Source organism: Martelella sp. K41-7 (assembly GCF_055808365.1).
Window position 1 is genome coordinate 2,102,517 of the sequence record NZ_CM147867.1, and the last position, 24,835, is coordinate 2,127,351.

Annotated in this window: 20 protein-coding genes and 1 pseudogene; 5 read left to right on the forward strand and 16 right to left on the reverse strand. The window is 59.8% G+C overall.

Annotated features, from left to right (window positions below; all coding sequences use genetic code 11):
- Window positions 1-48: 48 nt before the first annotated feature.
- The 3 genes and pseudogenes from AC0L7L_RS09950 to AC0L7L_RS09960 all read right to left on the reverse strand — a co-directional run bounded on the left by AC0L7L_RS09950 (window position 49) and on the right by AC0L7L_RS09960 (window position 5,824).
- Entirely contained in the window at window positions 49-471 is a 423-nt protein-coding gene (locus tag AC0L7L_RS09950) for a YbaN family protein (RefSeq protein WP_473513650.1), read from the reverse strand.
- Between the two features lie 64 nt (window positions 472-535).
- Window positions 536-4,225: an AsmA family protein gene (locus AC0L7L_RS09955; RefSeq protein WP_473513652.1), complete on the reverse strand. Its 3,690-nt coding sequence runs from the start codon at window positions 4,223-4,225 to the stop codon at window positions 536-538.
- A 194-nt stretch (window positions 4,226-4,419) separates the two neighbouring features.
- Window positions 4,420-5,824 (reverse strand): annotated as a pseudogene (locus tag AC0L7L_RS09960) (FAD-binding oxidoreductase).
- A 124-nt stretch (window positions 5,825-5,948) separates the two neighbouring features.
- Here AC0L7L_RS09960 and AC0L7L_RS09965 point away from each other — a divergent pair.
- Together AC0L7L_RS09965 and AC0L7L_RS09970 are read left to right on the forward strand one after the other, a co-directional pair.
- Window positions 5,949-6,755, forward strand: a complete 807-nt coding sequence (locus AC0L7L_RS09965; RefSeq protein ID WP_272211731.1) for a fructosamine kinase family protein — start codon at window positions 5,949-5,951, stop codon at window positions 6,753-6,755.
- 333 nt (window positions 6,756-7,088) lie between these two features.
- Complete coding sequence (locus tag AC0L7L_RS09970; protein WP_473513654.1) at window positions 7,089-8,165, forward strand: Gfo/Idh/MocA family protein; 1,077 nt, start codon at window positions 7,089-7,091, stop codon at window positions 8,163-8,165.
- A gap of 68 nt (window positions 8,166-8,233) precedes the next feature.
- Here AC0L7L_RS09970 and AC0L7L_RS09975 read toward each other — a convergent pair whose 3' ends face one another.
- Complete coding sequence (locus AC0L7L_RS09975; RefSeq protein WP_473513863.1) at window positions 8,234-8,353, reverse strand: entericidin domain-containing protein; 120 nt, start codon at window positions 8,351-8,353, stop codon at window positions 8,234-8,236.
- Window positions 8,354-8,631: 278 nt separating this feature from the next.
- Between AC0L7L_RS09975 and AC0L7L_RS09980 the strand changes: the two genes are divergently transcribed.
- Entirely contained in the window at window positions 8,632-9,267 is a 636-nt protein-coding gene (locus tag AC0L7L_RS09980) for an exopolysaccharide biosynthesis protein (protein ID WP_473513656.1), read from the forward strand.
- A gap of 6 nt (window positions 9,268-9,273) precedes the next feature.
- Here the strand turns inward: AC0L7L_RS09980 and AC0L7L_RS09985 are convergent, their stop codons facing one another.
- Complete coding sequence (locus AC0L7L_RS09985) at window positions 9,274-10,176, reverse strand: LysR family transcriptional regulator (RefSeq protein WP_272211735.1); 903 nt, start codon at window positions 10,174-10,176, stop codon at window positions 9,274-9,276.
- A 122-nt stretch (window positions 10,177-10,298) separates the two neighbouring features.
- On the opposite strand from AC0L7L_RS09985, the gene AC0L7L_RS09990 reads away from it, so the two are divergent.
- Both AC0L7L_RS09990 and AC0L7L_RS09995 read left to right on the forward strand, forming a co-directional pair.
- Window positions 10,299-10,466, forward strand: coding sequence for a hypothetical protein (locus AC0L7L_RS09990; protein ID WP_272211736.1), 168 nt, complete (start codon window positions 10,299-10,301; stop codon window positions 10,464-10,466).
- A gap of 271 nt (window positions 10,467-10,737) precedes the next feature.
- On the forward strand, window positions 10,738-11,748 hold the full coding sequence (locus AC0L7L_RS09995; protein ID WP_272211737.1) for a GlxA family transcriptional regulator: 1,011 nt from the start codon (window positions 10,738-10,740) through the stop codon (window positions 11,746-11,748).
- 12 nt (window positions 11,749-11,760) lie between these two features.
- Here AC0L7L_RS09995 and AC0L7L_RS10000 read toward each other — a convergent pair whose 3' ends face one another.
- The 11 genes from AC0L7L_RS10000 to ftsZ form a co-directional block, all read right to left on the reverse strand.
- On the reverse strand, window positions 11,761-12,642 hold the full coding sequence (locus AC0L7L_RS10000) for a 50S ribosomal protein L11 methyltransferase (protein ID WP_272211738.1): 882 nt from the start codon (window positions 12,640-12,642) through the stop codon (window positions 11,761-11,763).
- 73 nt (window positions 12,643-12,715) lie between these two features.
- Window positions 12,716-13,312: an SCO family protein gene (locus AC0L7L_RS10005; RefSeq protein ID WP_473513658.1), complete on the reverse strand. Its 597-nt coding sequence runs from the start codon at window positions 13,310-13,312 to the stop codon at window positions 12,716-12,718.
- A 28-nt stretch (window positions 13,313-13,340) separates the two neighbouring features.
- A complete protein-coding gene (locus tag AC0L7L_RS10010) occupies window positions 13,341-13,814 on the reverse strand; it encodes a GFA family protein (protein ID WP_473513865.1) in 474 nt (157 codons plus the stop codon).
- A 35-nt stretch (window positions 13,815-13,849) separates the two neighbouring features.
- Window positions 13,850-14,335: a CreA family protein gene (locus AC0L7L_RS10015; protein ID WP_272211742.1), complete on the reverse strand. Its 486-nt coding sequence runs from the start codon at window positions 14,333-14,335 to the stop codon at window positions 13,850-13,852.
- Between the two features lie 87 nt (window positions 14,336-14,422).
- The gene (gene ligA / locus AC0L7L_RS10020) at window positions 14,423-16,573 is read right to left on the reverse strand and encodes an NAD-dependent DNA ligase LigA (RefSeq protein ID WP_473513660.1); all 2,151 of its coding nucleotides are present in this window, start codon (window positions 16,571-16,573) and stop codon (window positions 14,423-14,425) included.
- 62 nt (window positions 16,574-16,635) lie between these two features.
- Window positions 16,636-17,484 (reverse strand): endonuclease/exonuclease/phosphatase family protein, encoded by an 849-nt coding sequence (locus AC0L7L_RS10025; RefSeq protein WP_473513662.1) that lies wholly within the window; start codon window positions 17,482-17,484, stop codon window positions 16,636-16,638.
- A 52-nt stretch (window positions 17,485-17,536) separates the two neighbouring features.
- Entirely contained in the window at window positions 17,537-18,982 is a 1,446-nt protein-coding gene (locus tag AC0L7L_RS10030; RefSeq protein WP_272211746.1) for a phospholipase D-like domain-containing protein, read from the reverse strand.
- Between the two features lie 88 nt (window positions 18,983-19,070).
- Entirely contained in the window at window positions 19,071-20,747 is a 1,677-nt protein-coding gene (gene recN / locus AC0L7L_RS10035; protein ID WP_473513664.1) for a DNA repair protein RecN, read from the reverse strand.
- A 35-nt stretch (window positions 20,748-20,782) separates the two neighbouring features.
- Complete coding sequence (locus AC0L7L_RS10040) at window positions 20,783-21,622, reverse strand: outer membrane protein assembly factor BamD (RefSeq protein ID WP_473513867.1); 840 nt, start codon at window positions 21,620-21,622, stop codon at window positions 20,783-20,785.
- A gap of 269 nt (window positions 21,623-21,891) precedes the next feature.
- Window positions 21,892-22,830: a UDP-3-O-acyl-N-acetylglucosamine deacetylase gene (gene lpxC / locus AC0L7L_RS10045; RefSeq protein WP_473513666.1), complete on the reverse strand. Its 939-nt coding sequence runs from the start codon at window positions 22,828-22,830 to the stop codon at window positions 21,892-21,894.
- A 293-nt stretch (window positions 22,831-23,123) separates the two neighbouring features.
- Window positions 23,124-24,779, reverse strand: coding sequence for a cell division protein FtsZ (ftsZ, locus tag AC0L7L_RS10050; protein ID WP_473513668.1), 1,656 nt, complete (start codon window positions 24,777-24,779; stop codon window positions 23,124-23,126).
- Between the last annotated feature and the right edge of the window lie 56 nt (window positions 24,780-24,835).

Here is a 24,835-nt window from a genome sequence, read left to right on the forward strand (position 1 = left end):
CACTATCGGTTCTGACGGTGCTTCAGGTGCGATGAGGCAGTAAACGCCTCAGCGATCCGCCTGCACGGCAATGGGCGAAGGCGATGGCCGCGTAACCACAAAGGTTGCACAGCTCAACAGCACCAGGCCGACGACGAGTTGCAGCCACGGAAAGGCCGTTGCAAACAAGAGCACGGACACGAAGCTGCAGGCCATGGCCGTGACCGCCATGATCTTGGCCGGAACCGCAATCGCGCCCTGATGGCGCCACTGACGAAGATGGGCGCCGAAGCGGGGATGATCCATCAACCGGGCTTCCATCTCGGGCGAAGACCGCGCAAAGGCCGCAGCTGCAACGATGAGAAACGGCGCCGTCGGCATCACCGGCAGAAAAACCCCGATGACCCCCAGGCCGACCATCATCCATCCGACAACAAGCAATATTCCGCGCTTCAATTCCGAGCCTCCATCAAACCGGATTGCTATAACCAAGAATCCTGTTCCGATCCATAATTGTCACTCATGCGTTTGAAAACAGGCATTTTTTGGACAGACGTCACTGTACGGGCGGCGAGATGCCCTGCGGCTCTTCGGCACCCCGGATCACCGAATCGATCAGCCTGTCCCAGTCACTCTTCTCAAGCGGCGCAGGTGCGGTCCGGGTTGCATTGCCTTGGCGGGGAGAGGGAATCACGATGGCGGCCTGATCATCGTCTTCAGCCGCCTCGGCCTCGCGCGCGCGGCGTTCATCCTCAAGACGCTGACGTTCGGCTTCCTCGCGCTGCCTGCGTTCAGCCTCTCGCCGTTCCGCACGGTCGCTGTAAAGCGTGGCCTCGCGGCGCAGACGTTGTCTTTCAAGGATATCGGCCTGAAGCCGCTCGACCCGCGCCCGTTCGCGCTCAACAGCCCTCAATGCCAGGAAGTTGTTGACTTCCGTGAGGTCAAGGCTGCGAACCGGATCCGCGAGAGACCCCGCAAAGCCGATGGTAAAGCCGGCGCTCGCCCCCTCTTCACTTTCCGCTCCCAGCTTCAGCGCCACCTCGATGGAAGCGTCCAGATCGCGTGCGGCAAGATCGGCCCGAACGGCGCTGTAAACCCGTGCCTCCGGCAGATCGACGAAGACGTTGCGGGCCTGAAGCACACCGTCGGTTATGCTGAAGGGGATGGCGATATCACTGGCCTCGAACGTGTTATCCGTAAACACCAGCGCGCGCATTTGCTGTTCGATCTCCGCGTTGGTGACGTCCGTGCCCTGCGCGTCGGCCCAGCCGAGCAGCGGATCGGTGGCAGCGAGATCCAGACCTGAAATCAACGGTGATTTCAACGTCAGCATCCCGGAACCACTGGCCTGTGCTGTCAACCCGGCAGCGGTATCGGCTGTTGTTTCCACCACAAGGCCGAGATCAAAACGGCCGCTCGCCACCGGTTTTCCGGCAGACTGCCAGACAAGCTCCGGCAAAGCCGCATCGGCCAGATTAAGCTGCGCCTGAAAATAACCATTGCCGCTGGAATTGCCGAGTTGCAGATCGCCCGACAGCGTGCCGTCGAGAAGACGTCCGGCAAGCCCCGTGACGGCAAGACCACCACCGCGAAAATCGACTGTGCCGCTCATGCCTGTCACCGGCTCCGTCAGGCCGGCGTCGAAAGAGGCCGCCTGAATGTCGATATTGGCTTCCGCCGTACCGAAATAGGCAGAGCCGAAGGGGGTATCGGGCAACCCTTCCGGCGCCAAAACGAAATTCGGGCCAAACACGGCTTCCATCAGCCAGGCAAGGTCAAGCCGGTCAAGCGACAGCGCGCCATCAAGGCGCGGCACGGGTTCGCCGCGCCGCAAGGCAAGACGACCGGTAACGGCATTGCCGTCAAATTCGCCGTCAATCGCCGAAAAGGCATATCGCTCGGGCGCAATATCGAGCGACGCCTTCACTGACAGCGGAACACCCAAAGCCGTACCCGGAACAGCAAACGCATTCATGGCAAGATAGGGTTCGAGATCGGGGCTTGAGAGCGAGACTGAATAACGGCCGCCGAGAAAGTCATCGGCAGACAGATCCGCTTCACCGGAAACGGAAAGCCGCGTCTCCCCGCTGGCAGCACGCAGGCCAACGGCAACCGGCCCGGCGTCTTGCGACCGCTCCAGCGAAAGCGAGAGCTGAGCGCCTGCCGGCGCGGGGATGGGTAGAGGTGCGAGGCCGGCCTGGCCGAAGACGATGGCCGCGTCCGGGTTTGACAACTGGATCTGACTGACCATGCCGCCTGGACCTGTCAGCGCATCGCGCCGCCAGGAGCCGGAAATGCGGCTGTCATTGGCATTGCCGCTGAACACCGCGGACACACCGGTCCCGTCCTGTCCAAAGGCAAGATCCGCCTCAATCTCTGTATTCTGGTACCAGGCCGCGTTTTCCGCCAGCTTTGCAAGAACCGGATGATCGCCGAGACGCTTCTCCATCATCGCCACGAAAGCCGAGATATTTTCTGCCGCAAATGTCAGCCGCCCGGAGCCTGTAGGCAAGTCGCGGCCGGTCTGCGCCTGACCCGAAAGCGAGACAGCGGCACCGGCAAGATTGCCGATCTCAAGCCGATCAACGGCGAGAGCGCCGGACTGATAGGTAAAATCGGTATCCACGACACGGGCACTCAGATCGAAGGCGTTGACGGTTCCGGCCTTCAGCGTCGCGTGAATACGGTGCTGGCTGAGCCCACTGTCGATATCCTCGCCGACCATCAGCCCGGCCAGCGCCCTGAGCGCGCTCAGGTCAATGACATTGCCGGACAGGTCGAGATCAAGCTCAGGTGTCCCCGCGCCTCCGGAAAGGCGCGCGAGGGCACCGTCAAGGACGGCCTCGCCGGCGACGATCTGGAGATTTTCGAAGATCTGGCTTTCCGTCGCCAGATCGACATCGGCGGAAAAGCCCGCTCGGCTCAGAGCCCGGATTTCCGGTTCCACCCGCCCCGTCAGCCATTGTGCAAGCCCGGTCGGCTGGCGCGAGGCGACGAGCAGCGAGCCGGAAAAAGAAACGTCTTCCCCAAGCGCGAGCCTGCCTGCGGCCTCCACCTGAGTGCGTCCCGGCAGTTCGGCCGAACCGTTTTCGATCAGCCAACCGTCGCCGTCAGGCGCGGCATCAAGCACAATAGAACGGATCGTGGTATCCCCCGAAACCAGAGCAGGGAGACGGAAGGTCACGGTCCCTGGCAATTGCGGGATCGGAACCTGCCGCAGGAAACCAACGAGCATATCGAGGCGCTCTTGCGCGCTCGGCGTCGCAACACGCCCCTTTTTCAGGTTGGTGTCATAGTCGGAAAGCCGTTCAACATTGAATTGCTGACCATCGGCCGTCAGCAGGAACCTTCCACCCGGCCGCGTGTCGAAATCTGCCTCGCCGGAGATCACATAAGGGTCGACCCGCGTACCGACTTCAAGCCGGTATTCGGAAACAGCCAGTGAATCATTGGTCAACTCGAAATTGCCGCTGGCACGCGGCGGCGGGATTTCCTGCGCATCGTCATCGATGATCGCAAGCCGGAAACCGCCCGCATAGAGAGGTCGTCCGTCGGCAAGCGTAAGATCACCTTCAAACGTGGTGGAGACAGGCCATTCCTCAGGATCCGCCGAAAGTCTCAGTCGCATCGTTCCGGTCTCGGCATCAGGACGGCCGGTGAGGATGGAGAACGAACCGGGATGCCCGTCGAGCACGGCCTGCCCTTCCATGCGCCACGGCCCTTCAATGGCGTTGGCGGAAAGCAAGGCGTTTATGCCGGTCAGCGTACGCGCCCGTCCGCTTGCGGTATCGCTCAGATGGATTTCGCCATCGCGAATCTCAACATCCTCGAACACTACCCGGCGCGCGGACAGCGGCGCATTGCCTGTGGCCGTCCAGGCCAGCGCTCCGGTTTCATCAAGCTCCAGATTGAGAACCGGGCGTTCAAGCTCCATTTTGAAGATACGCATCTCGCCGCTCAGAAACGGCGCAAGCTCAGCATCCATGGAGAACGCTTCGGCGGTTGCCATCGGCGTGCCCGAGGCATCACGCCCGACCAGCACGTCATTCATGGTAATCGAGGGAAACGGCAATATCCTGACGTCGACATCGCCGACGACTTCAACCTTCTTTCCAAGCACGCGACTGGCCTGAACCTCGAATTCCTTGCGGAAATTGCTCCAGTCGACGAAATACGGAACCAGCAGTGCCGTGAAAAGCAGAAGAACCAGCAGCGCCCCGATAAAAACAAGTATTCGTCCCAGCAATCTTGCGGTTCCCTTATCTCATGCGCGCGGCAAGCCGCAGACCTGCCATCAGACAGTCCGCGACGCCCGAAACCCTTCTTCCCGTCAACCGGCCCGGTCCGTTCGGTGATCTCGTTGTCAGGAACCTATCACGACGTGCAAACGCAGGCCAGTTCAGCTTGTGATCCGCAAGTGAGGTTTCCGCGCCCCGCAGATCAGAAAATCTTGCCAGGATTAAAGATATTGTCCGGGTCGAGCGCCTGCTTGATCGCCCGCATGGCCAGTGCCGCGCTGCCGATCTCCTGGCCGACGACCCGCTTCTTGCCCTGCCCCACACCATGCTCACCCGTCGCAGTTCCGCCCATGGCGATGGCGCGCTCCGCCAGACGCTCGGTAAACGCCTCGATGCGGGAGATTTCCTGCGGATCATTCTTGTCGAACAGCACGAGAAGATGAAAATTCCCGTCGCCGGCATGACCCACACACGGCGCCAGAATGCCTTCACGGGCGACATCCTCTTGGGTCTCGCGCACACAGTCGGCGAGGCGCGAAATCGGCACACAGACATCTGTCGACAGGCCGTCGAGTTCCGGGGCAAGCGCCCGACCGGCCCAATAGGCGCTGTGGCGCGCCTTCCACAACCGGTTGCGCTCTTCGGCATTGGCTGTCCAGACGAAATCCGATCCGCCGCAATCAGCCGCGATCTCGGCAAACTGCTCCGACTGCATGGCGACCGCCGCTTCGCTGCCGTGGAATTCGAGCAGCAGCAACGGCATTTCGGGGAAGTCGAGGTTGGAATAAGCGTTACAGGCCTTCACCTGAAGTGCGTCGAGCAACTCGATCCGGGCAACCGGAACGCCCATCTGGATCGTCATGATCACAGCATTGCAGGCGTCTTCCAGCGTATCAAAGGACGAGAACGCCGCCTGCGATTTTCTCCGGAATGCCAGCGAGCTTCAGCGTCACCGACGTGATAATGCCGAGTGTGCCCTCTGCCCCGACAAACAGCCGGGTGAGGTCGTAGCCTGCGGATGATTTGCGCGCGCGCCGCGCGGTGGTGATTTCCTCGCCATCGGCGGTGACCACCGTCAGCGCCAGCACCACATCCTTCATCGTGCCATAGCGAACGGCATTGGTGCCGGATGCCCGCGTTGCGGCCATGCCGCCGATGGAGGCGTTGGCACCGGGATCGATGGGAAAAAACAGGCCGGTATCGCGCAGGTATTCGTTAAGCTCCTCACGCGTGACACCGGGCTCGACACGGCAGTCGAGGTCTTCGGCATTGACCTCAAGCACCCGGTTCATGCGCGACAGATCAAGCGAGATTCCTCCCTCCGGCGCATTCACCTGCCCTTCGAGCGAGGATCCCGTTCCAAAGGCAATGACCGGCACCTTATGCTCGGCGCATAGCTTTACAACCGCCTTCACATCATCGGAACTGTCGGCAAAGAAGACGGCGTCCGGCAATTGAGCCGGAAGATAGGTGGTCGTATGCGCATGCTGGGCGCGGAACGCCTCTCCCGTCTGGACCTTGTCGCCGAAGCCTTCCTTCAGCAGCGCGATCACTTTCTCGGCTGCTGCGGGATCGCGCTTCCGGGTCTGAACGTCTTCGATTGCCAATTCTTGCACTCCACGCCTGTTTTGCCGTAGTTTTCGAAAAACCCGGTCGCACGCTTTTTATGCGAGGATCGCCCCCCGCGTCCAGAGCCGGCCGTAAATCCAAACGTCTCGTGACGGCAGTCTTATGAATGATCCTGAACGTATGATCGCGGAAATGCTCGGCACCGACCATGTCGCGCTTTCGCATTTCGCATCCGGCGACTTGTCCGCACTGATGCGCGTCACCACACCCGACGGGCGCAATTACATCGCAAAGGGCGGCCCTGCGCCGGATGTCGAAGCCGGGATGCTTGTCCGCATCGCCGCAAGCGGCGCACCGGCGCCCGAGGTTATCGCCGCCAACGACCGGTGGCTGATCATCGCGCTGGTGGAGGGCCGGAGCGGCTTTTCCGGCGCACAGGCCGATCTCGGCCGTACACTTGCCACACTGCACGGCGCGCAAGGGCAACATTTTGGCTTCGACCACGATTATGCCTTCGGCAAGGTCGCGATCACCAACACGCAAACCGCATCATGGGTGTCGTTCTGGCGAGACCATCGCCTCTTGAACCATCTCGGCGATGTGCCGGCGGTTGTCGCGCGCCGGCTTGAGCGGCTTGCGGCCAAGCTTGCGGATATCCTGCCCGACACACCGCCGCCCGCACTGCTTCACGGGGATCTCTGGTCCGGGAATGTGATGTCCGCCGGCAGCCGGGTGACGGGTTTCATCGATCCCGCCTGCTATTACGGCCACGGCGAAGTCGACCTTGCCATGCTCAATTTGTTTGGCAGTCTCGATGATGCGTTCTATGGCAGCTACCCGGCCCTCGAGCCCAGCTACAAAGAGCGCCAGGCCGTCTACAGCCTTTGGCCGGCTCTGGTTCACCTGCGCCTGTTTGGCACGGGGTACCGATCGATGGTAGAGGGATTTCTTGCGCGCTGCGGCCACTGAGAAGAACGCAGCATCCAAAACGGTGGCCTCAGAGAGAAATCGGGTTATGTTAAAGCATGTTTTTCGTAAAACCTCTGATTCTTCTTTGGCAAAGTTTGTATTGACCCGTTTCAGCAGAGCCGCGTTCGGCGATACTCTGATCCCCAGCCCCGGTCAGATCGGCTGCGCTGCGGCGAAGGGCCCTTGGCCTGGTGCCGTTTGCGCAGCACCAGATGACCGGTCGCACGGTTCGGCCAAACGCCGTCAAGGGATTGGATCTTTAACCACCGCGAGAACGGCGCCCGGCGCTCAATCATTTGCAGAAACAGGCGAAACGCACAGCGGAACATCTGTATGACACGAAAGCTCAAAGTTGCTGTTGTCGGGCTCGGCATCGGTCGCGACCACATCTTGAACGGATATCTCTCCAACAAGGACCGCTTTGAGGTCGCCGCACTCTGCGACCTGGACCAGGAACTGCTCCGACAGTGCGGCGCGGAATTCGCGGTCGAAAGGCTGGAAGACAGTTATCACGAGATAGTCGGCATGGACGATATTGACGTGATCGACATCTGTACGCCACCGGCAACGCACCGGGAGATGATCCTCGTCGCGCTTCAAGCCGGCAAACATGTCATCTGTGAAAAGCCGCTCGTCGGAGCGCTAGCCGATATTGACGAGTTGCTTGACGCCGAATCGCGGTCGTCCGGCCACGTGATGCCGATCATGCAGTACCGCTACAATGACGGCGCACAGCAGGCGCACCATATCATCGCCTCGGGCCTTGCGGGAAAACCGCTTGTCGCAACCTGCGAAGTGCACTGGCTGCGCGGCGCCGACTACTACCAAAAGGACTGGCGCAAGAGCTGGAACGGGGCACTCGGCGGCGTGCTCATGAATCATGCGATCCATGCCAACGACCTGATGTTCTATCTGCTCGGCCCGGTGCGGTCTCTGTTCGCACGCACCGCCACGCGCGCGAACCCCGTCGAGGTGGAGGATTGCGCCAGTATCAGTATCGAATTCAACTGTGGAGCGCTCGCAACGACATCGGCCACGCTTGGTTCGACAGAGCCGCTCAGCCGGATGCGTTTATGCTTCTCGAATGTGACAATTGAAAGCGACAGTCGACCCGATTTCAACGCCACAGAGGCCCCATGGCGTTTCGTGCCTGCCAATGAGGAAATTGGGCGTAAGATCGACGAAGCTCTGAACAATTTCACGCCGCCGCCTTCCGGCTTTGCGGGCCAGATGCAGGATTTCCACCGGGCCGTTTGCGAGAAAACGCCACTTCCCCTGACCCTTGCCGACGCCCGCCACAGCCTGGATTTTGCCACAGCGGCCTACTGGTCGGCCAAAACCTACAGTGCCGTTGCGCTGCCAGTTCTGGCGGATCATCCTTTCTACAATGGCTGGCAAAACGCGTTTTGAGACCTGAAACACAAGACGCCCGGGCTGTTGCCCCGGGCGCCGCTAAAAAATCAAATCTTCTGAAGAACTTAGTAAGATGCCGCACGGTCAATCGACTGGCCGGCATCCTGAGTGGCATTGATCGCATTGGCCGTATCTTCGCCCATACCCTCGATCGTGTTGCCACATGAAGTGATCAGGCTGCTCATGGCAAACAGGGTGGCAGCGGCAATCATCATTTTCTTGGACATATCAGCTTCCTCGACTAACTGGACTGCCTGATAAACGCGCGGGCGCCGTTCAGGTTCCGTCAAAGGTTTGCTCACACCTTATCCACAGCCTGTCCACAAGCGCGCATAAGGTTTTCCTATAGTGACGAAAGTGCTCTGCAAAAACACCGCCTGAACACGATTGTTGGGCTGTACCACTGGTTTCAGTCTTCACCGCCCCCATGTTTTCCAAACATACGACAAGAGGAGTGACCGGATTGAACGACAGCGAGATCGAATACGAAGCTGACATACACTCTCACACAAGTGAAAAGCTCTCGGATATCCTGGCGCGCCTGACGCCTGGGACAAACGGCCGTGTCAACCTTGAGCAACTGGACGAGGCGCTTGCCGAACGATCCTTTGGCGCCTTCATCGTGCTGTTCTCCATTCCCAATCTGATCCCTCTGCCCCCCGGCGCGACGCTTTTCCTCGCACTGCCGCTGATCCTCGTGACGTGGCAGATGATGACCTCGCGACATTCCCGAGTCTGGCTGCCCGAACGCATCGCGCGTTTTTCGGTGGATGGAGAGCGCTGCATGGCGCTGCTTGCCCGCATTCTGCCGTGGCTGCGCTGGATCGAAAGTGGTGTAAAACCACGCTTCTGGTTTCTCGAGACACGCCGGGCCGAACGTCTTCTGGGCGCATTCACCCTGCTTCTGGCGATTGTGGTTTTCGTCCCGATCCCGTTCGGAAACTGGTTTCCCGCACTCGCGCTCGCTGTGATCGGCCTCTCGGTGACCGAACGCGACGGCTACGGGCTGATTATCGGAACCTTCATCGGGGTGCTGTCGATCATGCTGGCAGTCCTCGTTATCGTGGCGGCCGGCGCGCTGCTTGCCATGCTTTTCTAGGCTGTCTCAGGCCACCCGGCTTGGCCGCTGTACCGGACGGAAGGCATGACGGATCGCATCGGCCACGGCCTCGACGAGTTCGCCGCGCTGTTCGGAAAACTTCAGCCGGATCTCGTAAAAGCCGAGCTCGGGCAGCCGCTCGGCTTTGCCCAGAACCTCCATGCCGTCCGCGACGTAATATGACGCGATCGGCGCGACGGCAAGGTCTGAAAGCACTGCGGCGCGCTGCACCATTGTGGTCGCGCTCATATAGGCGACACGATAGGCCCGCCCCTCTTCCGCAAGCTTCTGAACCGCTTCGTTGCGCCAGGAACAGCCCTGCTCCCACATCGAAACCGGCAGCGGGTCCCTGGTATGCGCCGTGCCGCCGCGCGCGCCGACCCAGACCAGACGCTCGCGCAGGATCAGTTCGCTTTCCTCGTCCGATGCTCCGGCCCCGGAGTTGAGCAGGGTCAGGTCGAGACGCTGCTCGCCGAGGCGCCGCCTCAAACCGACACTGTTATCGATCGTGACATCAACCATGACACCTGGGAAAGCCTCGGAAAACCGTTTGAGGATCGTCGGCAGTATCCGCTCGCCGACATCATCGGTCGCACCGAGACGGACCACGCCGTGCATATCCGGATGTCGGAAACGCGACATCGCCTCGTTTGAAAGAGCCAGCATGCGCCGCGCGTAATTCAGGAGAGTTTCGCCGCTGCTGGTCAGGCGCACCGCACGTGCGTCGCGCACAAACAGCGAGACCCCGATCTGCTCCTCAAGCCGCTTGATCTGCATGGAAACCGCCGAAGGCGTGCGAAAAACAATTTCTGCAGCCCCGGAAAAGCTGCCTGTTTCGGCGATCGCTACAAAGGTTCGCAGGATGTCATTGTCAAGAACCGGTAAGGGCGTTTGCAGAAAGTTGGCCATGGAAGCGCTCCATCAAATCAATTTTATTGACGAATACCATGACTACATTTCGTTTGATTGAATGTCAAATTCTCCTACCTTGTCGTCAGGTCATCACGAAACACCTTGAAGGAGTAGGCGACATGGGACTGTTCATTATCCTGAAGCATCTGGTTACCCCTCTTGCCCGGCTTGCCGAGCAGCGCGACGAAGACGCCCGGCGGGCCCAACGTCAACGCAATCTCAACCGCATCCCACCGCACCTGCGTGACGACATTGTCGCGCGCGAAAAGCACTGGCAATACGACTGAGAAGATGGCCGCCATCGCCATGATCGGCGGCCGTCTTTTCTGCAGTGCAGCAACAGTAGCCGAAATCGGCCCGCTAAAGGCCCGCCACAGGTCTCGATTTGATGAAGAGCACGAGCAACGCATCATAAAAATCACATACCGGCACACGAACATCTTCTCAGGCGCATTTGTCTGTGTCAGTGTCGCAATCAGACTATTGGCGACCATAATTCTTGCAGAAGTTAATTCTACAAGATCAGATTTCAGCTTCTACTGCGGCGGTGTATGCACAATGGTGAGAGCATTCGTTTTCTATATGGTTCCGCAATTCTCCCTGCTACCCTTTTCGGGCGCCATCGATGTTTTGCGCATTGCCAACAGAATGCTGGGCTTTGACGCTTATCGGTGGCGGATTACCTCCGACAATGGCGCCAAGGTCACGTCGTCGAGCGGCATCGCGGTCGATCCGGACACCTCGCTTGCCGACGAGCGCCGTTTACTGATGGGCGAGAAGCGCCCAGACCTCGTGCTGGTCTGTTCCGGCGTCAATGTTGACGATTACGACAACAAGTCTTTTGAAGCCTGGCTGCGCGAACTCAACAATCGCGGCTGCGGCATCGGCTCAATGTGCACAGCAACCTATCTTCTGGCACGCGCCGGTCTGCTCAAAGGTAAACGCTGTGCGATCCATTGGGAAAACATGCCGGGCTTTTGCGAAACCTATCCGGAAATCGACGCCCGTGCCGACCTGTTCGAGATTGATCGCAACATCTACACCTGCGCCGGCGGGACTGCGGCGATCGACATGATCCTGCACCTGGTCAGCCGGGAGTTCGGTGACGGGCTCGTGAACGCGATCTGCGAACAGACGCTTACCGATCGGGTGCGCCCCTCCACCGAACGCCAGCGCCTGCCGCTGCGCGCCCGGCTCGGTGTTCAGAACGGCAAGGTCATGCAGATCATCGAGTTGATGGAGGCCAATCTGGCGGAACCGCTGTCGCTGATTGAAATCGCTGATGCGGTCGGTCTGTCGCGTCGCCAGATAGAGCGGCTGTTTCGCCAGGAAATGGGCCGTTCTCCGGCGCGCTACTATCTGGAAATCCGGCTCGACCGCGCCCGACGGCTGTTGGCGCAATCGACCATGCCGGTCGTTGACGTGGCTGTTGCCTGCGGTTTCGTATCCGCGTCGCACTTTTCCAAATGTTATCGCGAGATTTACCAGTGTTCACCGCAGCAGGAGCGTGCATTGCGCCGTCAAGCCCGCATGAGCGTACGCGAAACAACGCTCAGCCTTGCCGTCTGAACGAGCACCCGATCAGCCCTTGAGCAGCAGCGTCACCCAGCCTTCGCGCCAATAGGTGCGCACATGCCGTATGCCCTGGGCATTATAGGCGGCAAGCACCTTCCAGCGCTGGGTCTCCAGAATACCCGACAGGATCACCGATCCGCCGGGAGCAAGGTTGGCGCGCACGCCGGGCGCCAGCTTCATCAGCGGGCGGGCGAGAATATTGGCGATTACAAGGTCGAACGGGCCATGTTCCGCAAACGCAGCATTGTGAAACCCCGGCGCGGTGACGAAATCGACACCTGATACAATACCGTTTTGCCGCGCATTGCTGCGCGCAACCCGAACAGCAACCGCATCGATATCGGTCGCCAGAACGGGAATGGGCCGGAGCTTGCGCACAGCCATTGCCAGAACACCGGTGCCCGTACCGAGATCCAGCGCGTTTCGCGGGGCTTCGGCTTTCAACACCGTGTCGATCATCTCCAGGCAGCCTGAGGTGGTACCGTGGTGGCCCGTACCAAACGCCTGCCCCGCCTCGATCTGCAGCGCGATATCACCCGTATGACGGCGCTCCCGGTCATGGGCGCCATGCACCAGAAAACGGCCGGCCCGCACGGGCTTCAGCCCTTCCAACGATTTTGCGATCCAGTCAATCTCGGGAATAATTTCCTTTTCGACAGCTGGCCTTTCGTCTGGTGTGAAGATCTCCAGCGCGGCATCAAACACCTGCCGGAGCGCATCTTCCTCTTGCGCCTCAAGGTAGACAGAGGCTTCCCAGATACAGGCCTTCTCTTCGATTTCCATCGTCGCCAGCGCGTAGGGTGCCTCGCCAAGCAACTCCGAAAGCGCATCAAGAACGCGGCCCGCGCCAGCTTCATCGGTGGTAACGTAAAGACGGATCTGGCTCACTTGTTCTTGCCTTTTCTGCTAACGGCGGGTCTATCGGTTGGCGATACTGCCGCAGGCCCGTCAAGGCAAGCCCTCAATCGAGAAGGTTTTGAAGCTTCTGTACAGCGACATCCGGGTTTTCGCCATAAGCGATCGTGCCTTGGAGCACGCCGCCGTCGTCCAGCAGGAACACCGACGCGTTGTGATCCATGGTGTAGTCACCATCGGGCTGGTCGGGGTCAAGTGGCACTTTCTTGTAGTAGATGCCGAATTCGTCGACCATCGCCAGCACTTTTTCCGGGTCACCGGAAATCGAATCGATCCGGTCAGAGACATTGGAAATATAACGCTGCATCATTTCCGGCGTATCGCGCTCGGGATCGACGGTGATCCAGTAAGCGTTGATCCGGTCGCCATCTGGATCGACCTCATGAAGCCAGCCATTCATCTCGTAAAGTGTCGTCGGGCAAACTTCCGGGCAATGGGTGAAGCCGAAGAAGATCGCCGTCGGCTTGTTTCTCAGTGCCTGTTCTGTGATCGTGGAGCCGTCCCCCGCAGTCAGCTGGAATTCGGGTCCAAAGGGGACGTTCATCATCTCCTCATTGGTCTTGCCGATTTCATAAATCAGCCAAACGATCAGACCGCAGATCACGATCACCGATGCCCAGAGCACACGCCGGAACGTTTTCATATCTCATTCCCTGTCAGGCCGACCGGCCTCATTTTTCCAGCAGACCGTGCCTGCGATGCCATTCCTCGATCGACAGTTCGGGATAACCTTCGAACTGCACATGCCCCTCACCTTCGGGCACGTCGACCCAACCGGCCTTCGATCCAAGCATGATATGCACGATCTCCGGTGGTCGGGGCAAGGGGGTGTCAACCACAGAGGCAACCGGGTGAACCAGCTTCGGCCAGCGTGGGTCATAGAGGTAGAGTGCACTGCCACAAGCGCCGCAGAAATGCCGCTCGGCCTCGCTCTCGCCGTTATGGATACGGGCATGGTAGAAACGCTTGTGCTCCCCACCCGAGATCGAAAGTGTTTCGGCATCCGCGGCCAGGTTGATGGCATAGCCCCCGCCCCCGCCGGATTTCCGGCATATGCTGCAATAGCAACGCATATAGGGATAAGGCGTTTTGCTCTCAACTGAAAAGTGCGTTTTGCCGCACTGGCAACTACAATCGAGTCTGATGGTCTCTCTCCCCTGTCCAGATGCGTTTGGAGCCCTTACTCCGGTGCACCGTTTTCCCAGACGACATCCTGTCCGTAAAGCGGAACCGTCGACATCGACATCTTGGCCGAACCCTCGGTGATCTCGCGCGTATGGGCGAGATAGATCAGCGTTTCGTTGCTGCGGTCGTAAATCCGGTTGATCACCAGATTTTTGAAGATCAGTGAGCGTCCCTGTTTGAAGACTTCCTCGCCATCCTTGTCGAGATCGATATCGCCGATCCGGATCGCGCCGGTCTGGCGGCAGGCGATGGAGGAGTTTGACGGATCCTCGAACCAGTTGCCCTTTGAAAGCCTGTCGATCATCGAGCGGTCGAAATAGGCGATATGGCAGGTTACGCCCTCGATTTCCGGGTCATGCAGCGCATCGATCTCGATATCATTGCCGACCCAGTCGACGCCAACCTCACCGATCTGCTCAGCGCTGGCTGCCGACGCCATGAGAGCCAGCCCCGCAACAAGGGAAACGAGATATGCACGCATGACCGCACTCCATCCATTAGCATTCATTGTAATCTCTCTGGAGATAGGTGCGCAGGCGTGGTTTGCAAGCGGTCACCGAACGGTTCATCAGCTGATCAGCGCCAGCCACTCATCCTCATCCATGGTCTGAACGCCAAGATCTTCGGCTTTTTTAAGCTTGGAGCCAGCACCAGGTCCGGCAACAACGATGTCGGTTTTCTTCGAAACAGAACCGGAAACCTTGGCGCCCAGGCTTTCAGCCTTTGCCTTGGCCTCGTCGCGGGTCATTTTCTCAAGGCTGCCAGTGAACACCACAGTCTTGCCCGCCACCGGGCTTGAGGTATCGATGCGCTGCGCGTCATCGAGTGGCTTCACCTCGTCCAGCAGGCGGGCGATGACTTCGACATTCTGTTCTTCAGCATAAAAGTCGACGAGCGCGCGAGCCACCACGGTTCCGATCCCATCGATATTGTTGAGGTCGTCCCAGGCATCGCCCTTACCTGCTGCCGCCTCCTGCATCGCCCGCTCGAAGACGGCATAGGTCCCGTAGGAACGCGCCAGAAGCTTGGCCGTGGTCTCGCCGACATGGCGAACCCCGAGCGCGAAGATGAAACGCGGCAATGCGATTTCGCGGCGCTCATTGATCGACTGGAACAGGTTGGTGACCGAGGTCTTGCCCCAGCCGTTGAAATTCTCAAGCTTCGTCAAGGCCTCAGCCTGACGGCGCTCCAGCGTGAAAATGTCCGGCGCGGTTCGGATCACAAGCCCCGGATCTTCGTGTTCAAAGAAGAAATCGACCTGCTTCACGCCCAGCCCCTCGATATCGAAGGCGTTGCGCGAAACGAAATGTTTCAGATGTTCGACAGCCTGAGCCCGGCATGAAAAACCGGCCGTACAACGGCGCACGGCGTCGACCTTGCCGCTGTTCTCGTTGATATCGCGAACGGCATGGGCACCGCAGACCGGGCAGTGGTCGGGAAACACGTAGGCAACCGCATCGTCAGGGCGCTTCTCCGGCAGGATATCGACAATCTGCGGGATCACATCGCCGGCACGCTGGACGATCACATAGTCGCCGACGCGAATGTCGCGGCCCTCGCGGATCGGTTCGCCCTTAGAGCCCTTGCCGACGATGTAGTCCTCATTGTGAAGCGTCACATTGGTGACGACCACACCACCGACGGTAATCGGCTCCAGCCGCGCCACCGGCGTCAGCGCTCCCGTGCGACCCACCTGAATATCGATCCCCGTCAACTGCGTGATCGCCTGTTCGGCGGGAAACTTGTGCGCCGTCGCCCAGCGTGGCGAGCGCGAGCGAAAGCCGAGACGCGCCTGCAAATCCAGCCGGTCGACCTTATAGACCACACCGTCAATATCGTAATCGAGATCGCCGCGCCTAACGCCGATTTCATGGTAATGCGCCATAAGATCATCGACAGAAGAAAGCCGCTTCATCAGCGGATTGACCGGAAAACCCCACTTTTCGAAGGTCTCGACCATGCCCATCTGGGTTTCGGCGGGCATTTCAGACATCTCGCCCCAGGCATAGGCAAAGAATTTCAGCCTGCGCTTTTCGGTCACCTTCGGATCAAGCTGACGCAGGGAGCCCGACGCGGTGTTGCGCGGGTTCACATAGGTCTTTTCGCCGGCTTCCGAGAGTGCTGCATTCAGGGCCGCAAAATCGCTCTTGGCCATATATATCTCGCCGCGCACCTCAACGATCTCCGGCGCGCCCTTCGGCAGCGTGTTCGGGATCTCGCCAATGGTGCGGACATTCGCCGTCACATTCTCGCCCGTGGTGCCATCACCACGCGTGGCGCCGGACACCAGCCGTCCGTTCTCATAACGCAGCGACATCGACAGCCCGTCGATCTTGGGCTCGGCGGTAAAGGCAATCGAGCTGTCGGGCAACTGGCCGAGGAAACGATAAACCGAGGCGATGAAATCCTGAACGTCTTCGTCGGAAAACACATTGCCGAGCGAAAGCATCGGCACAGAATGGGTGACGGGGGCAAACACTTCCGAGGGCGCGGACCCGACGCGGGCCGACGGGCTGTCATCGCGCACCAGATCGGGGAACTGTGCCTCGATCGCGTCATTGCGGTTCTTCAGCGCATCATATTCGGCGTCAGAAATCTCCGGCGCGTCCTTGCCGTGATAGGCAGTATCATGACGCGCGATCTCACCAGCCAGAAACGCCAGTTCGGCCTCAGCCTGTTCCCGGGTCAACTGATCGACTACGACCGTCTCTTTCGCCATTGCCGTGAGCTCCTTCATGCCATCGGGAACGCATTAGAGCATTTGGTTCCGGGTCGGCAAGTTCAAAGACCGGCGGAGGCGGAAAGCCCTTCGCCGGGATCAATACCACCCTTCAAAACAGCGGTGTTGAGAAGTGCTGTCAGCGGCAAATGATCAGACGCCGCCCGCGCCAGCAGCGAATCATGGACGGTGAGATCGGCGACAAGACCGTCGCGATTGGCGATGATCCGGTCGAGCGCCAGCACCGGCCAGCGGGCGGGAAAGCTCGCGCGCGCCGGCGGCAGTGATCCGAAGGCCTGCTCGAACCGCTTCAACGCAGAGCCGTCACCGAGCCGCCATTCATTCATGTCGCCCATAATGACAGAGGGCGCTTCGACACGGCGCCCGAGAAGCCCGATAATGTGATCAGCCTGCTGGCGCCGCGCCCAGCGCAAAAGCCCGAGATGGACCGCGGCAACCCTGAGCGAAATACCATTATTGAGCGCAATATCTGTGACCAGCGCGCCGCGCGGCTCAAGCCCCGGCAGCTTTTCGCGGTGGATATCGCGCACCGCGCCATCACGAAAAAGCAGCACATTGCCATGCCAGCCATGGGCGCGCGCACTGGCCTGCGCGGGAACAGCGATCAGTCCGGTCTCCGCCTCGATCTGCTTCAGGTCCAGCAGGCCTGTGCGTTCGCCAAACCGTGTATCGGCTTCCTGCAAAGCAATCAGATCGGGGCTGATCTCGCGAATCACCTCGAAAATCCGATCCGGATCAAACCGGCCGTCGACCCCGATACATTTGTGCACATTGTATGTCGCAACCTTCAGACCATCCCCCTCCATGGGGATGGCCTTGTCCGGGCGTTTTCCGTTTTCGCGGAAGGACCGCATGACAGCATTGGCAAGGGGCGATTTGATCGGGCGCATCTTCATGACTTCAGGAGAGTTATCGGCTTACGGGATGTATATTGGAAGTGTTTCAGAGATACGGCAAGCCCAGCCACAGGATCCGGTCCCGCAAACGATAGGCGAAGGGCCGTGCTCTCAGCGCCTCAAGCGTCACCTGTGTCGAGCGCTCCCGTGCCGCGGCAATCCTTGCCTCGATTTCATCCGCAAAGCCGGCATCAAACACCTCAAGATCGGTTTCGAAGTTCAGCCTGAGAGACCGTGAGTCCATGTTGGAGGAGCCGAGATAAGACCATTTTCCGTCAACACTCATCAGTTTTGAATGGTTGAACGGCCCGTTATCGCGCCAGATCCGGCAGCCATATTCGATGATCTCGTCAAACTGCGCCGTCATGGCCCGGTCCACGAGCCCGAGATTGTTCTTGCCCGGCACGATGATATCGACAACGACACCACGCCGCGCCGCCGTGGCAAGCGCCGATACGAGATCCCGGTCCGGCAGGAAATAGGGCGACATGATCAGCACCCGGTCCTCGGCAACCGAAAGCGCGCCCATGATCATGTTGTTGTTGTTGGAAAGATTGCGATCCGGGCCAGACGGCACCACACGGGCCACAAGGTCATTCTCATCGGCCGGTGTTTCGGCAATCTGCCAGGCGTCGCCGTCGAGGGTCTCATGGGTCTCAAAATACCAGTCGGCGGCGGCGACAGCGTAGTAATCCGCGACGGCAGCACCTTTGAGCATAAAATGGGTATCCTGCGCAGCGTTCGGTCCGGTAAAGGCTGCTCGGATGTTCATGCCACCGGCAAACACCGTCTCACCATCGACAACCAGAATCTTACGGTGGGTTCTGAGGTTCGCGTAGGGAAGCCGAAGCCGCAGCAAAACCGCACCGTTGAAGGTGGCAACGCGAATGCCGTTTTCACGCAGAAGTCCGGTGATGCGTGGCCGCGAATAACGCGCGCCGATGGAATCGACGAGGATCCGCACCTCGACACCGCGTTTGACGGCATTGGACAGGCTTTCGACAAAGCGTCGGCCGATGGCATCGCTGTCGAAAATATAGGTCTGGAGCAGGATCGACCGCTCGGCCTTGTCGATCGCCTCCAGCATCGCTGCATAGGCCTCGTCTCCGGTCTCCAGCAGGTGGACTTTGTTGCCGGCCGTCGCGGGCATGCCGGTCACGGTATTGCCGAGTATCCAGAGCCCGCCCATGCGCGGCCCCAGGGCGCTGACAACCCGGTCGCGATCGATCTTGTGTTTCTGCTCTTCATGTGCCACCGCATCGGGCACGCTTTCCCGCTTGTCGCGCACCGATTGCCGCCGCATACGGTTGATGCCCGCAACCGCATAGATCGCAGCCCCCAGGATCGGCGAAAGCATGATCACACCAACCCAGCCGATTGCAGCGCGCACCTCGTCCTTGGTCATGGTGGCGTGGATCGCCGCCGTTGCACCGAGGATGAAGGAAAGCACCGCCAGAATATGTGGCCAGTAGTGTTCCAGAAAAACATTCATAAAGGGCAATTCCGTTGGTTTGGCGCATTGTGCCCGCCGGTTCCGGCGTGGCCCGGGGCTGACGTTATATCAGCTTGCTTGAAAATTATCAGCTATCGCCCGAAAGAAGCTTTGCCGCAGCAGCGCGGGCTTCTGCCGTCACGCTGGCACCGGCCAGCATGCGGGCAATCTCTTCCTGGCGCTCTTCGGGCCCGATTACGGCAACGCGGGTTGCCACCGCCTCATTCTTGCCCTTGCCATTGCTGGCCTTGGAAATGAGATAGTGTCCCCTGGCGCGCGCGGCCGCCTGCGGTGCATGTGTCACCGAGAGAACCTGAACATTTTCGGAAAGCCGGCGCAAGCGTTGACCGATAGCATCGGCCACAGCACCGCCGACACCGGTGTCGATCTCGTCAAACACAAGCGTCGGGGCTGATCCCTTGTCGGCAAGCGCCACCTTCAGCGCCAGCAGGAAACGCGAAAGCTCGCCGCCCGAGGCCACCTTCATGATCGGTCCGGGTCGCGTACCCGGGTTGGTCTGGACCTCGAAGGAAACCGTGTCTATACCCTCGGCTCCTGCATTCTCCGGGTCGCATGTTACCGCGACGGTAAAGCGCGCGCGCTCCAGCTTCAGCGCCGGTAACTCGGCCATCACAGACGCCGAAAGCTGCTCGGCTGCCTTTGCGCGATCACCGGAAAGCCTCTGTGCTTTCTCGAAATAGGATTTTTGCGCCGACTTGGCTTCGGCGACCAGCACCTCCAGCCGCGCCTCGCCGGCATCCAGTTCGTCGAGATCGGCCACCATCCGTTCGGCAAGTGCCGGAAGCTCGGTCACAGGCACGTTGTATTTGCGCGCCGCACCTCTGAGGGCAAAAAGCCGCTCCTCCGTTCGCTCCAGCTCCTGCGGATCGAAGGCGGCGCGTTCGAGTGCGGCTTCGACCTCCATCTGCGCGCTGGAAAGCTGTTCAAGCGCTGCATCGAGCAGGTTGACTGAATCTTCGAGAAGACCCGGCGCCTCATGCGACTTGCGCTCCAGCCGCCTGACCAGCGACGCGATCATCGGCACAGGAGAACCGTTGCCGTTCAGAAACTCCAGCGCCTCGGAAATGTCGCCGGCAATACGCTCGGATTTCATCATCGTGGCACGCCGCTCGGCCAGTTCGTCCTCTTCACCGTCAACGGGGGAAAGCGCCTGCAACTCCTCAACCGAGGAACGCAGGAAATCAGCCTCCCGTTCAGCCTCTTCGATCTGGGCGCGGTGCTTTTTCAGCCGTCGCTCGGCATCGCGCCAGGCGCGATGGAGCGCACTGACGGTCTCGACATCGCCGGAAAGCCCGCCGAAAGCATCGAGAAGCCGGCGATGGCCGTCGGTGTCGATCAGCGCCCGCTCGTCATGCTGGCCGTGAATTTCCACCATAAGCCGGCCGGCCTGACGCATCAGCTGGACGCTGACCGACTGATCGTTGATGAAAGCACGGGTGCGCCCGTCGGCCGACTGCATCCGCCGGAAAATCAGGTCGCCCTCGTCATCCAGATCGTTTTCGCGCAGCAGAAGGCGCACCGGATGCTCCATACCGACATCGAAAACGGCGATCACCTGGCCTGAATCCTGGCCGTGACGCACAAGTGAGCCGTCTCCGCGGGCGCCGAGCGCCAGCGAAAGGCTGTCGAGCAGGATGGATTTGCCGGCGCCGGTCTCCCCGGTCAGAACCGAAAGACCGTCGCCGAGATCAAGTTCCAGCCGCTCGATCAAAACGATGTCTCGAATGGAAAGCTGGACTAGCATTGTTGTGTTCGCGCCCTGGCGAAAAGCCGGTTGAACTAATTCGGCATAGCGTCGGCGACAGAAGAGCCGCGGCCGGCCGATTTTGGCTGAATACCCTGTTTGTTCAGCAGGTTGTAAGCCCTCTGATACCAGACGCTGTCGGGATAATTGAGGCCGAGAACCCAGGCAGCATTCTGCGCTTCGGGAATGACGCCCATGGCGTAATAGGCTTCGACCAGCCGTTCCAGCGCCTCTTCGATCTGGTTGGTGTCGGAATATTCCTCAACCACGCTGTTAAAGCGTGAAATCGCAGCAACATAATCCTTGCGCTCAAGATAATAGCGGCCCACCTGCATGTCCTTGCCGGCAAGCTGGTCGCGCGCGTAGCGGATCTTGGCCCGCGCATCGGAGACGTATTCAGAATCGGGATAATTGTCGACGACAGCCTGCATTGCCACGATGGTGCTTTCCGCAGCCCCCTGATCCTGAGTTACGTCGACAATCTCCTTCGAATAGGCAAGACCGACCAGATACTGAGCGTAGGCCGCATCTGCCGAATTCGGATAGAGCTTGAGATAGCGCCTGCCTGAAGAGACCGCCGCTTCATATTTGCGCGAACGGTACTGGAGGTAGGTCTGCATGATCAGCGCCTGACGCGCATAGTCGGAGAGCGGGTTCTGATCCTGGATTGCCTGGAACTTTCTCAGCGCTTCGCTGACCTTGCCAGCGTTGACGTTGGCGAGCGCCTCGTCATAAAGCTGCTGCGGCGGGTCCGATTCGTACTGAAGCGTCGTGATATCCACGTCTTTGTTTCTGGAGCATCCGGCAAGAACAATGCTCGCTCCGAGAACTATGGCGACGGGAAGAGACGCTGCGCGAAACGCTCCGTCATTCATTCGTTTTTTGGTACCAGCCATTCTTCGAGCCCCATTTACAGCGTCTATGGAACGCATTTCAAAGTCGAACGTCGTTTTACGCATATCCGGCCGGCAAGAGCAATCTCAAGCCACCGAAAACGCATAAGTTTCTGTGGCATCGATACAGGTTCGGCGCGGGATTTTCCAATGAAAAACACGCAGTCGGCATCAGCGAACCATCGCTCAACATGGAAATACCGACGCCCATCAGACGCCGGCATGACCGCATTTTCGATTGGTTTTGAGTATCAGGAAACCGGCCCGGCAGCCACGACATCTTCCTGACGCAGCCTGAAGGGCAGCGCTCCGCGTGGCGAAACGATGACACAGGCGCCTGCCGTTTCGAACAAAGCACGCACCGCTTTCGCATTCAGCGCATGCCCGCCGCGATAGGACCGGAAACAACCGGCAAACCGCATGCCCATCATTGCAAGGTCGCCAACAGCGTCGAGCGTCTTGTGGCGCACGAATTCGTGATCGTAGCGCAACCCTTCCGGATTGATGACACGATCATCGTCGGAGATCACCACTGAATTCTCCAAAGAGGACCCAAGTGCAAATCCGCGTGCCCACATCGGCTCGACGTCACGCATGAAACCAAAGGTGCGCGCACCCGAGAGTTCCTTGCGGAAGGTATCCCCCGTCATGTCGCCAGTCCATTTCTGCCGGCCGATCAACGGTGTATCGAAATCGATCTCAACTTCGAAACGCGTGCCTTCATAAGGCGTGAACTCGGCCCAGCCGGCGCCGTTTTCAACACGAACAGTCTTGGTAACCTTGAGATAGCTGCGCTTTTCGGGGAGCGCGACAATGCCAACCTCATCCAAAGCCTCGACAAAGATCCGCGCACTGCCGTCCATGATCGGCATTTCCGCACCCTCGACGGCCACGACCAGATTGTCGACGCCAAAGGCATAGAGGGCTGCCATCACGTGTTCAATCGTCGCGATCCATTCGCCGGGATGCTCGCCGAGCACGGTGCAAAGCGCGGTAGGCCCGACATTGTCGGAAACCGCCTTGAACGAACTGATGCGGCGGCCCGCGTCATAGCGTTCGAAAACGATACCGGTATCGGCCTCGGCAGGTGCGAGCGTAATCGTCGCCGGCTTGCCAGAATGCACACCGATTCCCGAAATCCTCACGGAATTCGTCACCGTCGTTTGCAATCCGAAAAAACCAGCCGACATATAATCACGCCCTTATAAAAATAGGTGTTTGTCTCAATGACATCATGACCCGGAAACCAAATGCACGGGCATGCGAGTCAGACCATGCTGCGCAAATCAACTCTGCGCTACATCGACCGCTCGTCACGTAATTACGCATTGCCCCTTTTGAATCCAAATCACTGTTTCTTTCCTAATGTTACGAAAGTCGTAAAAAACCCGGCCGCGAGGCGCGACCGGGTTCACTTTGCGAGAAGTTTTAGGAAAAGACGGTTACCGCTTCCCTAAGGCGGGAAGCGATGAGACCGTAACAATCAGTTCGCCTGACGACGCAGGAAGGCGGGAATATCGAACTGATCATCATCCTGGCGGGCGGCGGGCTGCTCAGCAGAACGACGCGGCGCGTAAGGATTGTTTTGCGGGGCCGCCTGCGGTGCCTGCTGGCGCGGAGCCGGCTGCTCGTGATGGCCTTCGAAGCTCTCGTCACCGCGGCCAAGCGTATTCGACAGGCGCTTGAACAGACCCTTGGGGCCACGCTCTTCCTGCTCCTGACGACGGCTTGCGCTCATTTCCGGCTGGACGACCGGCGGAAAGTCGGAGACTTCCGGCATCCGGCGCGGTTCAGCCATCTGCTGACGGGGCTGCTGAGGCGCCTGCTGCGGAGCCGGAGCTGCCCGCTGCTGACGCGGAGCCTGGTCCGTCTCGGCGGCGAAGATCTGGCTCTTCGGCTGCATGTTGACGCCTTCGGGACGCTGTGCCTGCGGCTTTGGCTGCTGGGGACGGCTTACAGCCATCTGCAGTTCACGTTCCATTTCGGCTTCCGCCGAACGAATGGTCTCGGCGATCGGGTCCGGACGAGCCTGCTGGGGCTGAGGCTGGGGTGCAGCCGGCTGAGGTGCCTGGTTGACCGTCTGGCCACCGTTGTTTTGGCCACCATTGATGCTGCGGACTTCAGGACGTGCTTCGCGGCGCGGCGCGGGAGCATCCTCGTAGCCTTCGGACATCGAACGGTCGATGCCGGTGGCAACGACGGAAACGCGGATGATGCCTTCCAGTTCTTCGTCGAAAGTGGCGCCAAGGATAATATTGGCGTCCGGATCGACTTCCTCGCGGATGCGCGTGGCTGCCTCGTCGACTTCGAACAGCGTCAGGTCACGGCCACCGGTGATCGAGATCAGCAGACCCTGAGCGCCGCGCATCGAGGTTTCATCAAGCAGCGGATTGGCGATTGCGGCTTCGGCGGCCTGCATTGCGCGGCCTTCGCCAGATGCCTCGCCGGTGCCCATCATCGCACGGCCCATCTCGCGCATCACCGAACGGACGTCGGCGAAGTCGAGATTGATCAGGCCTTCCTTGACCATCAGGTCGGTGATGCAGGCAACACCGGAATAGAGCACCTGGTCGGCCATGGCAAAGGCGTCCGCAAAGGTCGTCTTGTCATTGGCGATACGGAACAGGTTCTGGTTCGGGATCACGATCAGAGTGTCGACCGACTTCTGCAGTTCTTCAATGCCCGAATCGGCAAGGCGCATACGGCGCTGGCCTTCGAACTGGAACGGCTTGGTGACGACGCCAACGGTCAGGATGCCCTTGTTGCGGGCCGCCTGAGCTACGACTGGCGCAGCACCCGTGCCGGTTCCGCCGCCCATGCCAGCAGTGACGAAGCACATATGGGTGTTGTTGAGGTGGTCGATGATTTCATCGATGCACTCCTCGGCAGCGGCCCGTCCGACTTCCGGCTGCGAACCGGCGCCGAGACCTTCGGTCACGCCAACGCCGAGCTGGATGACGCGTTCCGCCTTGGTCATGGTCAGCGCCTGCGCATCGGTGTTGGCGACGACAAAGTCAACGCCCTGCAGGCCTGCCGTGATCATGTTGTTCACGGCGTTGCCGCCGCCGCCGCCGACACCGAATACGGTGATGCGCGGCTTCAATTCTGTAATATCTGGCTTTTGAAGCGTGATAGTCATTGGTTTCGTTCCTTCTCGCTAAGGCCGCACCGCCAAGCCGGCCAATCTCTGGTGTT